The 14,452-nt window shown below is 70.4% G+C and carries 12 protein-coding genes and 1 rRNA gene; 8 read left to right on the forward strand and 5 right to left on the reverse strand.

Going from position 1 to position 14,452, the window contains the following annotated elements; translation table 11 throughout:
* A 5S ribosomal RNA gene (rrf, locus tag ABTZ59_RS37395) occupies nucleotides 1–69 on the forward strand; the annotation flags it as partial.
* 123 nt (nucleotides 70–192) lie between these two features.
* Here the strand turns inward: rrf and ABTZ59_RS17075 are convergent.
* The 5 genes from ABTZ59_RS17075 to ABTZ59_RS17095 are packed head-to-tail and all read right to left on the reverse strand — an operon-like array spanning nucleotide 193 to nucleotide 5,632.
* Complete coding sequence (locus tag ABTZ59_RS17075; RefSeq protein WP_351397433.1) at nucleotides 193–1,503, reverse strand: DUF58 domain-containing protein; 1,311 nt, start codon at nucleotides 1,501–1,503, stop codon at nucleotides 193–195.
* A gap of 11 nt (nucleotides 1,504–1,514) precedes the next feature.
* The gene (locus ABTZ59_RS17080; RefSeq protein ID WP_351397436.1) at nucleotides 1,515–2,525 is read right to left on the reverse strand and encodes an AAA family ATPase; all 1,011 of its coding nucleotides are present in this window, start codon (nucleotides 2,523–2,525) and stop codon (nucleotides 1,515–1,517) included.
* On the reverse strand, nucleotides 2,522–3,712 hold the full coding sequence (locus ABTZ59_RS17085; protein ID WP_351397439.1) for a DUF4350 domain-containing protein: 1,191 nt from the start codon (nucleotides 3,710–3,712) through the stop codon (nucleotides 2,522–2,524). The genes ABTZ59_RS17080 and ABTZ59_RS17085 overlap by 4 nt, the downstream gene beginning before the upstream one ends.
* The gene (locus ABTZ59_RS17090; RefSeq protein WP_351397442.1) at nucleotides 3,709–4,398 is read right to left on the reverse strand and encodes a DUF4129 domain-containing protein; all 690 of its coding nucleotides are present in this window, start codon (nucleotides 4,396–4,398) and stop codon (nucleotides 3,709–3,711) included. Before ABTZ59_RS17090 ends, ABTZ59_RS17085 begins: the two co-directional genes overlap by 4 nt.
* Before the next feature lie 4 nt (nucleotides 4,399–4,402).
* Nucleotides 4,403–5,632: a glycerophosphoryl diester phosphodiesterase membrane domain-containing protein gene (locus ABTZ59_RS17095; protein ID WP_351397445.1), complete on the reverse strand. Its 1,230-nt coding sequence runs from the start codon at nucleotides 5,630–5,632 to the stop codon at nucleotides 4,403–4,405.
* Nucleotides 5,633–5,826: 194 nt separating this feature from the next.
* On the opposite strand from ABTZ59_RS17095, the gene mtnA reads away from it, so the two are divergent.
* The 7 genes from mtnA to ABTZ59_RS17130 all read left to right on the forward strand — a co-directional run bounded on the left by mtnA (nucleotide 5,827) and on the right by ABTZ59_RS17130 (nucleotide 14,451).
* Nucleotides 5,827–6,984, forward strand: coding sequence for an S-methyl-5-thioribose-1-phosphate isomerase (gene mtnA / locus ABTZ59_RS17100; protein ID WP_351397448.1), 1,158 nt, complete (start codon nucleotides 5,827–5,829; stop codon nucleotides 6,982–6,984).
* Between the two features lie 7 nt (nucleotides 6,985–6,991).
* Nucleotides 6,992–7,669 (forward strand): two-component system response regulator MtrA, encoded by a 678-nt coding sequence (mtrA, locus tag ABTZ59_RS17105; RefSeq protein ID WP_005486885.1) that lies wholly within the window; start codon nucleotides 6,992–6,994, stop codon nucleotides 7,667–7,669.
* 1 nt (nucleotide 7,670) lies between these two features.
* The gene (mtrB, locus tag ABTZ59_RS17110) at nucleotides 7,671–9,725 is read left to right on the forward strand and encodes an MtrAB system histidine kinase MtrB (RefSeq protein WP_351397454.1); all 2,055 of its coding nucleotides are present in this window, start codon (nucleotides 7,671–7,673) and stop codon (nucleotides 9,723–9,725) included.
* Nucleotides 9,715–11,574, forward strand: a complete 1,860-nt coding sequence (locus ABTZ59_RS17115) for an LpqB family beta-propeller domain-containing protein (RefSeq protein ID WP_503002999.1) — start codon at nucleotides 9,715–9,717, stop codon at nucleotides 11,572–11,574. The genes mtrB and ABTZ59_RS17115 overlap by 11 nt, the downstream gene beginning before the upstream one ends.
* Before the next feature lie 140 nt (nucleotides 11,575–11,714).
* Nucleotides 11,715–12,437: a ComF family protein gene (locus ABTZ59_RS17120; RefSeq protein ID WP_351397459.1), complete on the forward strand. Its 723-nt coding sequence runs from the start codon at nucleotides 11,715–11,717 to the stop codon at nucleotides 12,435–12,437.
* A 313-nt stretch (nucleotides 12,438–12,750) separates the two neighbouring features.
* On the forward strand, nucleotides 12,751–13,440 hold the full coding sequence (hpf, locus tag ABTZ59_RS17125; protein WP_249953393.1) for a ribosome hibernation-promoting factor, HPF/YfiA family: 690 nt from the start codon (nucleotides 12,751–12,753) through the stop codon (nucleotides 13,438–13,440).
* Between the two features lie 249 nt (nucleotides 13,441–13,689).
* Nucleotides 13,690–14,451: a response regulator gene (locus ABTZ59_RS17130; protein WP_351397462.1), complete on the forward strand. Its 762-nt coding sequence runs from the start codon at nucleotides 13,690–13,692 to the stop codon at nucleotides 14,449–14,451.
* Nucleotide 14,452 lies beyond the last annotated feature (1 nt).

A 14,452-nucleotide genomic window follows, 5' to 3' on the forward strand; every position in this document is an offset into this window, starting at 1 on the left:
GAAGCTAAGCCTCACAGCGCCGATGGTACTGCAGGGGGGACCCTGTGGGAGAGTAGGACGCCGCCGAACAATTATTGTGGGAATGCCCCGCACCTTTATGGTGCGGGGCATTCCTGCGTTCAGGGCCATTTCTTGAGTAGCGAAAATGGGCAGCCGACTAAAGCCGTTAGCTGCCCATCTTCACTCTCGCTCTCAGAGACGTCCCGCAGCCTTCAATGCCAGATAAGCGTCGGCGAGGGCCGGAGCCAGGTTCTCTGGGGTGGCATCCACGACAGTGACCCCGTAACGCTGCAATTGTTCCGCCGTACGACGTCGCTGTGCCTGTGCCTGTGTGCCGGCGGCAGCCTCGTAGACCGCGTCCACCGCGCCCCGCTCCCGGCTCATCTTCTCGACATGGGGATCCGCGACGGACGCCACCAGGAGCGTATGGCGTCGGGTCAATTGAGGCAGGACCGGGAGGAGGCCCTCCTCGATGGGCGCTGCGTCGAGCGTGGTGAGCAGCACGATGAGTGAGCGACGCGGGGCGTTTTTCAGTGTTGCCGCGGCGAGGCCGCGCGCGTCGGTCTCCACGAGCTCCGGTTCGAGCGGAGCCAGCGCGTTCACCAGCGCGGGCAGCACATCGCCCGCCGCTCGGCCCCGCACCTGAGCGCGGATGCGGCGGTCGTAGGCGAGGAGGTCCAGTCGATCGCCTGCTCGTGAGGCGAGCGCGGCGAGGAGCAGTGTGGCGTCCATGGCCGCGTCGAGGCGGGGGACGTCGCCGACACGGCCGGCCGACGTGCGACCGGTGTCGAGGACGACGAGGATGTGCCGGTCGCGTTCGGGGCGCCAGGTACGTACGGCGACGGCCGACTGACGCGCGGTGGCCCGCCAGTCGATGGACCGGGTGTCGTCCCCCGGTACGTATGTGCGAAGGCTGTCGAACTCGGTGCCCTCGCCGCGGGTCAACAGGCTCGTACGGCCGTCCAGTTCCCGAAGACGGGCCAGCCGGGAGGGCAGGTGCTTGCGGCTGTGGAAGGGGGGCAGCACGCGTACGGTCCAGGGGACCTTGTGATGACCCTGGCGGGCCGCCAGACCCATGGGGCCGAACGAGCGCACGGTGATCCGCTCCGCTTGGCGGTCGCCGCGGCGGGTGGGGCGGAGCAGCGTGGTCAGCCGACGGCGCTCGCCTGCCGGCACGGTGAAGTTGTGCCGTGACGTCGCGTGCTCGGTGCCGGGGAGCCAGCTGCTCGGCGGCCAGGCGTCGCGGAGATGAGCGCGCAGACGGCGGCCCGAGGGGTTGGTGACGGTGAGATGGACCTCGGCGCTGTCACCAAGTCGAACTGATGTATCACCACTTCGGGTGAATCGGAGCGTTCGCACTGGTGCGGCGAGGGCGTAGTCGCACAGAATTGCCAGTGAGAGCGGCGCGTTGACGGCAAGGATGCCCGCCCAGCTGGGGGCGAAGAGGCCGACGGGGAGTGAGCCGAGGGCCGCGAGCAGCGCGGTTCGTCCGGTGAGGGCCATGGGTCACCGGCTCATCGGGGGACGGGGACATGGGCGAGTATCGCGGTGATGACGGAGTCGGCCGTGACGCCCTCCATTTCGGCCTCGGGCCGGAGTTGGACGCGATGGCGGAGTGTGGGGAGGGCCAGGGCCTTCACATCGTCGGGGGTGACGTAGTCCCGGCCGGTGAGCCAGGCCCAGGCGCGAGCGGTGGAGAGCAGGGCGGTGGCGCCTCGTGGGGAGACGCCCAGTGCGAGTGAGGGGGATTCACGAGTGGCACGGCAGATATCGACGACATAGCCCGCGATCTCGGGTGTGACGGTTGTACTGGCGACGGCGGCGCGTGCCGCTTCCAGGTCGGCGGGCCCGGCGACGGGCCGTACCCCCGCGGCCTGGAGGTCACGCGGATTGAAGCCTTGCGCGTGGCGGGTCAGGACATTGACCTCGTCGTCGCGGGACGGCAGCGGGACGGTCAGTTTGAGGAGGAATCGGTCGAGCTGAGCCTCGGGGAGGGGGTAAGTGCCTTCGTATTCGACCGGGTTCTGGGTGGCGGCCACCAGGAATGGGTCGGGCAGTGACCGGGGTGTGCCGTCGACCGTGACCTGGCGCTCCTCCATCGCCTCAAGCAGCGCCGACTGGGTCTTGGGCGGCGTCCTATTGATCTCGTCGGCGAGCAGCAGATGTGTGAAGACGGGACCCGGCTGGAAGGAGAACTCCGCGGTCCTCGCGTCGTAGACGAGGGAGCCGGTGATGTCGCTCGGCATCAGATCGGGGGTGAACTGGACGCGCCTGGTGTCGAGTTCGAGGGACGCGGCGAGTGCCCGTACGAGGAGGGTCTTCGCGACGCCGGGGACTCCTTCGAGGAGCACATGCCCTCGGCAGAGAAGGGCGACCACAAGCCCGGTGACGGCGGGGTCCTGGCCGACCACCGCCTTCGCGATCTCCGTGCGCAGGGCCTCCAGGGAAGCGCGGGCGCTGTCCGTGTTCCCGGCGTCGCCGGTGTTCGTGGCGTTGGCGGCGTTCTGTGCGGTCGGGGCACTCATGAGGTGCGTACCTCTCTTTCGAGGGCGTCGAGTTGGTCCGCGAGGCGGACGAGAGCGGCATCGTCGGTCGGCGCCGGACCGAAGAGCAGGGTGCGCGGATCTCGGGTGGTGTCCGGGAGCCGGGCGGAGACGGCGGGGATCAGGACGTCGGGGGAGTGGGCGCTGGTCGGCGGCACGCCGAGGAGGGGTGCGAGACGGTCGCGGGCGGCCGAGCGCAGGGTCGAGGCGGCGTGGTCCCTGGCGTCCGCCTTGCGGTAGAGGCGGGCGCGGCCTTCGGTGGCCTCCGAGGCCCGGATGGCGACGGGGAGCCGCTCGGCCACGAGAGGGCCAAGCCTGCGGGCACGCCAGACGGCGGCGAGCACCGCGGCGAGGAAGAGCTGGAAGGCGCCCCAGAGCCAGCCGGAGGGGATGAGGCCGAGGAAGTCACTGTCGCCGCCGCTCTCTGCGGCGGATCCATCACTGAGCGAGGGGAGGTACCAGACGAGATGAGGCCGGGAACCGAGCAGTTGAAGGGCGAGCGACGCGTTGCCGCGTTGGTCGAGGCGGTCGTTGTACAGGATGTCGGGAGAGCCGAGAAGGACGGTGTCACCGGCTTCCGAGCCGGTCTCCGTGATCCTGAGCAGGGTCGGCACACCGTCGCTCATGTAGCAGGCGTCCGCGTCGGTGAGGTCGCTGACGTATCGCTCGCCGCCGATGTCGACGGTGCCCGCGCGGTCGGCGGCGGGCAGCGAGCATCGCGGGGCGCGGGCCGAGACCGGCGCGGGGGTGTTCGTACGGACACCGGGCACCAGGGTGCTGACGGAAGGCGGACCGGCGCCGAGCAGGACGGTGCGGCCTCCCGAGGATGCCGTCGCAGTGCGCAGGGAGCGCTGCTGCTGTTCTGTCAGCAGGTCGGGGTTGGTGACGAGGAGCGTGGTGTCGGGGCCGGCCGAGGCGGTGGCGTCGTCCAGGGTGGTGACGGGTTCGACGGAGACTCCGCGGTCCTTGAGGAGCTCGGCGACGGCGCGGCTGCCGAACTGGTCGGCGGAGCGCGGGTCGAGGCGGCCGTGTTGGTCACCGGAGTTGAGGGCGGCCATGGCGATCCCGGCCGCGAGCAGAATGACGAGCGCGAGGAGGAGTCCGCGGCTGCGGGTCCAGACCTGTCGGGTGGTGGGGGAGAGCGAGGTGGAGTTGATCGTGGAGGTCACTCGGCCGTTCCTCCGGAGACGGTGCTCAGCTGCGGTTTCGCTCTTTCCAGATCGAGATCGAGTGCGCTCAGCCGCCGGTATGTCTCCTCGTCGGCGGTGCGGCCGCCGTATGTGATGTCGTCGAATTCCCTGGCGGCCGTGCGGAGCCGGGTCGCGTGGCCGGGGAGCGGGCGGCCGGCTTCGGAGGCGGCCTCGTCGGCGGTGCGGCCGGGGCGCGGGTCGAGCAGGGCCCGTTCCTCCAGGGAGCGGACGATCGCGCGCATGCGTTCCTGGGCGGCCGGGTTCCAGCGGGCGGCGGCGGCGTGCGTCTCCGCGGTGGCGCGGTGTTCGGCCGCGCTGCGGGGGCCCTCGTCGAAGAGTGTGCGCGCCGTCCCGGGTATGCGGCGCGGGGTGCCCAGTCGCCACCAGAGGGCGGCGAAGAGCGCGACCACGATCAGCGCGATGACGGCGAGACCGAGCGGACCACCGGGGGCCGCGCCGGAGGCGGAGGCGAAGAGGTCACCGACCCACTCCCAGAAGCGGTTGAGGGCGCGCTGGAGGAGGTTCGGGTCGTTCTCGTGGTACATCGGCCTGGACAGCTCCCGCTCCGCCGCTTCACGGGCGGGAACGCGAGGGGTGTCCACCGGTATGCCGTCGTCGGCGCGGATCAGCTGCCGCGCGCGTGTCGTTGCCCCCGTGATGGACACCGGCTCAGTTCCCCGGGGAGCCGCTGCCCGGCGGCTGAGTGCCGTAGCCCGCCACGCCCGCGGCCCGCGCCAGTTCGAGGTCGAGGGCCTCGCGCCGGATGCGCTGGTCGACGTAGAGGAGCACGGTCACGCCGGCGGAGATCGGATAGGTGATCGTGGCGGCGATCACCGAGCCGATGCCGGTGACGATCAGGTACGGCCAGTCGAACGCGGGGCCTTCGCCGGAGTACAGGCCGGCGAGACCTCCGCTGTCCACCGCGGAGGCGATGAACACGAACGGGATGGCGATGATCATCGAGATCAGGAAGGTGATCAGCAGCGTAAGAAGCAGTACGCCGAAGGTGCGCCACCAGGCGCCCGTGACGAGCTTGGCGGAGCGGCGCATGGCGGACAGCACGCTCTGGCGTTCCAGCATGAGCGCGGGCGACGCGAGGCTGAAGCGGACCATCAGCCATGCGATGACGACGAGAGCGGCCATACCGCCGAGCGCGGTGAGCGCGGCTCCTCCGGCGGAGCCGATCAGCAGGCCGGGGAGGATCCCGACGGTCATGATGGCGGCGCTCATCAGCGGCAGCAGCAGGGTCAGGCCCAGCAGTTGCGGGAGCCGGGGACGGGCCTCGCTCCAGGCTTCCGAGAGCGTGACGGGGCGCCCCAGCACGGAGCGGCTGATCACGACGGTGAGCACGGCTGTGGTGAACAGGGTGCCGATCACCAGGATGACGAGCGACGGGATCTCGGCCACCAGAGTGGACGAGAGCGAGTCGGCGGCCTGACTCAAAACTTCCGACGGGCTCGCGTTCGGGTCGAGTTCGACCGGCTCGGGGAGCAGGTAGCGGCGGAAGAGGATGTCGCTGATCTGCGAGATCACGGCGACGGCGAGGGTGACGCTGAGCACCACCCGCCAGTGGGTGCGCATGGTGGAGACGGCGCCGTCGAGAATCTCGCCGACACCGAGAGGGCGGAGGGGGATGACGCCCGGCTTGGCGGCGGGTGGCGGGCCCCAGCCGGGACCGCCGCCCTGGGAGGGCCCGCCCCAGCCCTGTGTGGGCCGGGGAATGGCGGGGCCCGTGCCGGGGGCGCTCGGCGGGGACCACTGACCGGCCGGCGGCTGCGCCGCGGACCACTTCGAGGAGGAGCCGGTGTCATCGGCGGGCGCGGCGGGCTTGGGCACACCGGCGTCCTGGCCGTCGGACGGGGCGGATCCGGGCGAGGCCCAGCCCGGAGTGTCGTTCACGGTCGTCCACCTCGTGGATTGGTTGCGGGGCCGGCTCGGCGAGCCGGCGCTTCAACGGCGCCTGTCCGCGGAGCGGGGCGGCGGGCTGGCAGCCATCGTGTCACGCGCCGCGCCCCGGCGGACCGGGGGCCGTGTCTCCTTCTCTGCTCCGTCCTCGCCTTCATTGTCCGTGCCGCAGCGGGCAGACTGAGCGAATGGCTGATCAGTACGCACGATCCCCGGCCGACGCCGGGCCGTCCATGCTTCCGTCGATCCGCTGGGACGAGCCGCCGGAAGGGCCCGTGCTGGTACTTCTCGACCAGACCAGGCTTCCGGCGGAGGAGACCGAGCTGGTCTGTACCGACGTACCCGCTCTGGTGCGTGCCATCAGGACACTGGCGGTGCGCGGGGCGCCGCTCCTGGGTATCGCGGGCGCCTACGGGGTGGCGCTGGCCGCGGTACGGGGCTTCGACGTGGAGGACGCGGCGGAGCGGCTGGCCGGGGCGCGGCCCACCGCGGTGAACCTCGGGTACGGGGTACGGCGGGCGCTTGACGCGTACCGGACGGCGGTCGAGAAGGGCGCCGACGCGGAGCAGGCGGGGGCGGCGGCGCTCGCCGAGGCCAGGCGGCTGCACCGCGAAGATGCCGAGGCCAGCGCGCAGATGGCGGCGTTTGGGCTTACGCTCCTCGATGAACTGCTGCCGGGTGGCGGCCACCGGATCCTGACCCACTGCAATACCGGGGCGCTCGTCTCGGGCGGGGAGGGCACCGCGTTCGCCGTGGCGTTGTCGGCCCACCGGGCCGGCCGGCTGCGGCGCCTGTGGGTGGACGAGACCCGTCCGCTCCTCCAGGGCGCCCGGCTGACGGCGTACGAGGCGGCTCGCAACGGGATGGCGTACACATTGCTCACGGACAACGCGGCGGGTTCGCTCTTCGCGGCGGGGGAAGTGGACGCCGTCCTGATCGGGGCGGACCGGATCGCGGCCGATGGGTCAGTGGCGAACAAGGTGGGGAGTTATCCGCTCGCCGTGCTGGCCAGGTATCACCATGTGCCGTTCGTCGTGGTCGCCCCGATCACGACGATCGACCTCGATACCCCGGACGGGGCGTCGATCGAAGTGGAGCAACGACCGGGGCAGGAAGTGACGGAGCTCACGGCACCGCGCGCAGCGGTGGCGGGAGTGGAGGCGGGAGGTGGGATGCCGGTGGCGCCGCTGGGAACGCAGGCGTTCAACCCGGCCTTCGATGTCACCCCTCCGGAACTGGTGACGGCGATCGTCACCGATTACGGCGCGCTGTCCCCGGTGACCGGGGGCGGAATCGCGGAGCTGTGTGCCAGGTCACGCCAGGGTAACGATGAGCTAATGGGATGATGTCGATATGAAGGGACGTGTCCTTGTCGTCGATGACGACACCGCACTGGCCGAGATGCTCGGCATTGTGCTGCGTGGTGAAGGTTTCGAGCCGTCGTTCGTAGCGGACGGTGACAAGGCACTCGCCGCCTTCCGTGAGGCGAAGCCGGATCTGGTGCTGTTGGATCTGATGCTGCCCGGCCGGGACGGTATCGAGGTGTGCCGGCTGATCAGGGCCGAGTCCGGGGTGCCCATCGTCATGCTCACGGCCAAGAGCGACACGGTCGATGTGGTGGTCGGGCTGGAGTCCGGGGCCGATGACTACATCGTCAAGCCGTTCAAGCCGAAGGAGCTGGTGGCGCGTATCAGGGCGCGGCTGCGCAGGTCCGAGGAGCCGGCGCCGGAGCAGTTGGCCATCGGTGATCTGGTCATCGATGTGGCGGGTCACTCGGTGAAACGGGAGGGGCAGTCGATCGCCCTGACGCCGCTGGAGTTCGACCTGCTGGTCGCGCTCGCCCGCAAGCCGTGGCAGGTGTTCACCCGTGAGGTGCTTCTGGAGCAGGTGTGGGGCTACCGGCACGCCGCGGACACCCGGCTGGTCAATGTGCATGTGCAGCGACTGCGCTCCAAGGTCGAGAAGGACCCCGAGCGGCCCGAGATCGTGGTGACCGTCCGCGGGGTCGGTTACAAGGCGGGACCGAGCTGACATGACCGGCGGCAGCGCTGGCCCGAAGCCCGGTGAGCCGGGAGTCCGTGCGGGGCGGGCTGCCGGGCCGGGGCATGCGCTGGCGCGGTTCGTCCGGCTGTTCCAGAGCGGCAGGCTGCTCCAGGACGGCTCACCCGGCGGACCGGTGCTGCGGCTCCTGGTGCGCTGGGTGCGGCGTCCGCTGCTGCCCGCCGTACGGCTGTGGCGGCGCAATATCCAGCTGAGGGTCGTCGCGGCGACGCTGCTGATGTCGCTCGGTGTGGTGCTGCTGCTCGGGTTCGTGGTGATCGGCCAGGTCCGCAACGGACTGCTGGAGGCCAAGGAGAAGGCCGCGCAGAGCCAGGCGGCCGGCGGGTTCACCGTGGCGAAGGAGAAGGCCGACGCCCCGGCGGCGCCCGGTGCCCGCGAGGGTGACGGGACGAACGGCAGATCGGGGAGGAACTCCGTCAATTGGCGGTCCGACCTCGTCGAACAACTCGCCAGTGGCGGCCCTGGCGCGTTCAATGTGGTGGCGCTGAGCCCCGACGCGGCGGACGCCGTGTCCACCAGCCGGGCGCCGCGTGTCTCGGGCGGGGTGGACTTCGCCAGTGTTCCCGCGGATCTGCGGACGGCGGTCGCGCAGGGGACCGGTCCGTTCCAGGCGTACGCCCAGATCAAGTACACCGGGGCCACCGAGGACCGGGAGCCGGAGCCGGGGCTGATCATCGGCAAGCGGCTGAACGACGTCGACCGTAACGCGTACGAGCTCTACTACATATTTCCGCTCACGCAGGAGCAGCAGTCGCTCAACCTGGTCAAGGGCACGCTGGCCACGGCCGGGCTCTTTGTGGTGGTGCTGCTCGGGGCGATCGCCTGGCTGGTGGTGCGGCAGGTCGTCACGCCCGTGCGGATGGCCGCGGGGATCGCCGAGCGATTGTCCACCGGCCGTCTCCAGGAGCGGATGAAGGTCACCGGCGAGGACGACATCGCCCGCCTTGGTGAGGCCTTCAACAAGATGGCGCAGAACCTCCAGCTCAAGATCCAGCAGCTGGAGGAGCTGTCCAGGATGCAGCGGCGCTTCGTCTCCGACGTCTCGCACGAACTGCGTACGCCTCTTACGACCGTGCGGATGGCCGCCGACGTCATCCATGAGGCACGCGGTGACTTCGATCCGGTGACGGCGCGCTCGGCGGAACTGCTCGGCGACCAGTTGGACCGATTCGAGTCGCTGCTGTCGGATCTGCTGGAGATCAGCCGGTTCGACGCGGGCGCGGCGGCGCTGGAGGCCGAGCCGATAGATCTGCGCGAAGTGGTGCGCCGGGTGATCGGTGGCGCCGAGCCGCTGGCGGAGCGCAAGGGCAGCAGGATCCGGGTTCTCGGGGACGAGCAGCCCGTCGTCGCGGAGGCCGACGCGCGCCGGGTCGAGCGGGTGCTGCGCAATCTCGTCGTCAACGCCGTCGAGCACGGCGAGGGTCGGGATGTCGTCGTACGTCTTGGCGCGGCGGGCGGGGCGGTCGCGATCGCTGTACGCGACTACGGCGTGGGGCTCAAGCCCGGCGAGGCGACACGGGTGTTCAACCGGTTCTGGCGGGCCGATCCGGCCCGTGCCCGGACGACCGGGGGGACGGGTCTCGGGCTGTCGATCGCCGTCGAGGACGCCCGGCTGCACGGTGGCTGGCTCCAGGCGTGGGGCGAGCCGGGCGGCGGTTCCCAGTTCCGGCTGACGCTGCCGCGTACGGCGGACGAGGCACTGCGCGGCTCGCCCATACCGCTGGAGCCCGAGGATTCCCGGCGCAACCGCGAGCGCGAGGAAGCCCAGGATCTCAAGGAGACCGCGCAGCGGCTGGCGAGTGTGCCGCTCCAGCCCGGCGCGGACCGCTCCGCGCAGGCCGGAGCCCCCGGTGTGCCCGCCCCGCCCCGCACGGCGGCGGCGGTGGATCCGGCCGCGCTGCCCGGCAGCGGCGCGCGGGTGGTCGCGCGTCCCGCGGGGGAGCGGCTGTCCGGGAGCGAACCCGATCACTCCGATCACTCTGTACGCCGGACTCCTGAGCGGGAGGACACAATTCGTGGGCGCTGACCGCCGTCGTCATGGGCCGGGTCGTCAGGGGACGGCGAGAGCGGTCCGGACGCCGACGTTGCTGGCGGCTGTCGCCGCGCTGCTGGCCGGGTGCGCTTCGATCCCCGACAGCGGCGATGTCGAGCCGGTCAAGGCGTCGCCGCCCGGTGAGTCCCAGGTGCGGGTGTATGCCGTGCCGCCCCGGGAGAAGGCGGAGCCGGACGAGATCGTCAACGGCTTCCTTGAGGCCATGACCAGTGATGATCCCGACTTCGCGATGGCCAGGAAGTATCTGACGAAGAAGGCGTCCGAGTACTGGCGGCCGGGTGCGGGTACGACGGTGCTGCGCGCCGCGCCCGACCCGGCGGGCCCGAAGGAGCTGTCCGGCACCGACAGTTCCGTTCTCACCTATCCGCTGTACGGCGACCGGATCGCGGACGTGGACTCCGTACACGCCTATCAGCCGACCGAGCCGAGCGAGTACGCCGGAGAGATCCGGCTGGTCCGGCAGACCGTCGGAGGCGCCAAGGAGTGGCGCATCGACAGCCTGCCGCAGGGGCTGGTGCTCGGTGAGTCGGACTTCCAGCGCAACTACCGGTCGGTCAACAAGTATTACTTCGCGTCGGGGGAGAACTGGCTGGTCGCCGACCCCGTCTACATCCGTCAGCGAATAGACCCCACGACCCGGATGGATCCGGTGACCCAGGCGGTCAAGGTGCTGCTCGACGGGCCGACGAACTGGCTGAAGCCGGTGGTTGACTCGCCCTTCCCCGCCGGTACGGCGCTCCAGAAGGGCACCAAGTCGCTGGAGTTCGACGACCGTAACGCCCTCAAGGTGCCGCTGAACGACAAGGCGTCCAAGGCGGGCCGTACGCAGTGCCGGAAGATGGCGGCGCAGCTGCTCTTCACCCTGCGGGATCTCACCTCCACACCGGTCGGGCAGGTCGAGCTGCTGGCCGACGGGTCCTCGCTCTGTGTGCTCAGCGGCGACCAGGCCGAGGAGTTCGCGCCCGACCGCACCACCGGCCGGCCCGACAACCCGTATTTCGTCGACGACCACGGGCGGCTGTCGCTGTTGCAGGCGAGCGCCGACGAGGGTGTCGACCGGTCGCACGTCATCGGACCGTTCGGTACCGGCGGCGTGAAGCTCGGCTCGGTCGCGGTGGCCCGCGACGAGAAGCGCGCGGCGGGTGTTACGGACGATGCCAAGTCGCTCTATGTGTCTTCCATACTGTCGGACGGCGAGCTGGCTCCGGCGCTGGTGTCCAGCGACGGCCCGGCGCGCAGCCGGTTGTCACCGCCGAGCTGGGACGGGCACGGCGATCTCTGGATCGCGGACCGCGACCCCGGCAAGCCGCGGCTGCTGCGGTTCGCGGAGGGCACCGGTGCGCCGACGCCGGTCACGGTCGAGGGGCTCGGCGACGGGCGTATCCAGGGGCTGCGCCTGTCGGCGGACGGGGTACGCATCGCCCTGCTGGTGTCCGAGGGCGGCCGGACCACGTTGCAGATCGGACGGGTGGAGCGGAGCGGCTCCGCGGCCGATCCGACGGTGTCCGTGGCACAACTCCAGTCGGTGGCCCCGCAGATGGAGACCGTGACCGCGGTGTCCTGGGCCGGGCCGAGCCGGCTGGTGGTGGTCGGCAAGGAGTCCGGCGGTGTGCAGCAGGTGCGCTATATCCAGACCGATGGTTCGACTTCGGCGGCGAGTGTGCTGCCCGGTCTGAACCAGGTGACCGGGATCGCGGCGGCGAACGACGACCGGCAGCCGCTGGTGGCCGACTCCGACGACGCGGGGATCGTCCGGCTGCCCTCCGGGGGGAACTGGCAGACGATGGTCGAGGTGGGCTCGTCGCCCGTCTACCCCGGTTGACACGCACGGGCCGGTCGCGGCCCGGGGGTGAGTGGGAACGGGTGCGCGGCCGGGGGTGTGCCGAAGCGAACCGGATCTTTGCCCGAACGAGTTGTCCACAGGGGTGGCCGGGCGCCTTCGTCATTGGCACAGTGGATTCCATGCGGGCGTGGTGGCGGGAGATCACCGGCCTGGTGCTGCCGGTCGCCTGTGGCGGCTGCGGCAGCCCCAGGACACCTCTGTGCGAGGACTGCGGGCGGGCGCTGTACGGCACCTGGCCGTGCCGGGTACGGCCCGCGCCGGAGCCCGCGGGGCTGCCGGCCGTCCACGCCGCGGCGCCGTACGAGCACGCCGTACGGGCCGTGCTGCTGGCGCACAAGGAGCGTGGCGCGCTCGGGATGGCCGCGCCGCTGGGGCGGGCCCTGGCCGGGGCCGTACGGGCCGCCGCGCCGTCGGGCACGGGGGTCGGTCCGCTGCTGCTGGTGCCGGTGCCCTCCACGCGCCGCGCGGTCGGGGCGCGTGGGCACGACGCGGCCCGCAGGATCGCGCTGGCCGCCGCCGGGGAGCTGCGGCGTGCCGACCGGCCGTGCCGGGTCCTTCCGGTGCTGCGGCAGCGGCGCGCGGTGGCCGACCAGGCGGGCCTCGGCGCCCGTCAGAGGCAGGCGAACCTGTCGGGGGCGCTGGAGGTCGCCGTCGGGGGCGCGAGGCTCCTGGAGGGCGGCAGGGTGGTGCTGGTGGACGATCTCATGACGACGGGCGCCTCGCTCGTCGAGGCGGCGAGGGCACTGCGTGCCGCGATCGGCTCCGGCAATTCGGGATTCGGCCAGGTGAGCGCGGCAGTTGTCGCCGCGCCGCCGCTCTCCTTCGAAATAAACCGGAACTGACCGGAAGCGCGCATCGTTGCAGGTAAAGAGGGCAGGAGAACAACTGAACAGAGGTACGTGCCGGTAGCGGGTGCCGACACCCGTCCGAGAGGGCTATGTTCGGAGATGAGGAGTGGAGCGAGCCATGACTCGCTGAATACCCCGTGTTGCGTCGGCTTTTTCAGAACCTTGGAATTTCGGGGGATGGGAATGATGCCGATGGGGGAGGAGGAGGTGAAAGTCGCCAAGTCCGAGGCTCCGGTGGTTACCGGGGTCTGGTGCAACAGGGAGTAACTCCGCAACGAGGCGGAGTGATCCGGGAACGGAGTTCTGCGTGGACATCGTCGTCAAGGGCCGCAAGACAGAGGTACCCGAGCGGTTCCGCAAGCACGTGGCCGAGAAGCTGAAGCTGGAGAAGATCCAGAAGCTCGACGGCAAGGTGATCAGCCTCGACGTCGAGGTGTCCAAGGAGCACAACCCGCGGCAGGCCGACCGGTGTGACCGGGTGGAGATCACGCTCCACTCCCGCGGCCCCGTGATCCGCGCGGAGGCGGCGGCGGCCGATCCGTACGCGGCGCTCGATCTGGCCACCGGCAAGCTGGAGGCACGGCTGCGCAAGCAGCACGAGAAGCGTCACAACCGCCGGGGGAACGGCCGGTTGTCGGCGGCCGAGGTCGTCGATGTCGTTCCTGGGGTGGCCCAGTTGAACGCGAACGGCGAGACCGCGGCGCAGGAGGCGGCACAGACCGTTCCCACCACGATGGTCTGCTCTCTTGAGGTGCAGGGCGAAGGGCCGCTCGTGGTACGGGAGAAGACCCATGTCGCCGCTCCGATGACGCTCGATCAGGCGCTCTACGAAATGGAGCTGGTCGGGCACGACTTCTATCTGTTCGTCGATTCCGACACCAAGGAACCCAGCGTCGTCTACCGGCGCCACGCCTACGACTACGGCGTCATTCACCTCAGGACGGATCCGCTCGCCGGATCGGAAGCGGGCGGCGCGGGCGGCGCCCTCGGCGGCTGACGCACCGGCCGGGACCACCGGAATCCGGCCGGATCACGTCAGGAATCCGGCCGGATCGAGTCCGGAATCCATGCCCCGCGGTGCCCCTGAGCGCCCTTGGCGGCCTCAGGGGCACCGTTGTGCGCCCCCAAGGACCATCGCTTCGGCGCCTGGGCATGAAATCATGGTGTCGCGGCCAACAAGTGGTCCGCGAACTGCGGTTGGCCGGCCCTCGGGAAATTCGGGCCATGGCCTTCAGGGGAGGGAACGATGGCGGACAGCTTCGGTCCGGTGCATCACGCGAGCGATGCCGACGACACGATCGGCGGCGCCCGGTCCGATGCCGCCGTGGAACGGGGCGACTCCCGCAGGGAGCCGATCCGGGTCCTCGTCGTGGACGACCACGCCCTCTTCCGCCGCGGACTGGAGATCGTCCTCGCCCAGGAGGAGGACATCCAGGTCGTCGGAGAGGCCGGCGACGGCGCGGAGGCCGTCGACAAGGCCGCCGATCTGCTGCCGGACATCGTGCTGATGGATGTCCGGATGCCCAAGCGCGGCGGGATCGAGGCCTGTACCTCCATCAAGGAGGTGGCCCCCAGTGCCAAGATCATCATGCTGACGATCAGCGACGAGGAGGCCGACCTCTACGACGCGATCAAGGCGGGCGCCACCGGCTATCTCCTCAAGGAGATCTCCACCGATGAAGTGGCCACCGCGATTCGCGCCGTGGCCGACGGCCAGTCGCAGATCAGCCCGTCGATGGCGTCCAAACTGCTGACCGAGTTCAAATCGATGATTCAGCGCACCGACGAACGCAGGCTCGTTCCGGCGCCGCGCCTCACCGACCGGGAACTGGAAGTCCTCAAACTGGTCGCCACGGGAATGAACAACCGTGATATCGCCAAGGAGTTGTTCATCTCCGAGAACACCGTGAAGAACCATGTCCGCAACATCCTGGAGAAGCTGCAACTGCACTCCCGGATGGAAGCCGTGGTCTACGCGATGCGGGAGAAGATCCTCGAAATCCGCTGAT

The organism is Streptomyces sp. NPDC094034 (assembly GCF_040303865.1).
Taxonomy (GTDB): domain Bacteria; phylum Actinomycetota; class Actinomycetes; order Streptomycetales; family Streptomycetaceae; genus Streptomyces.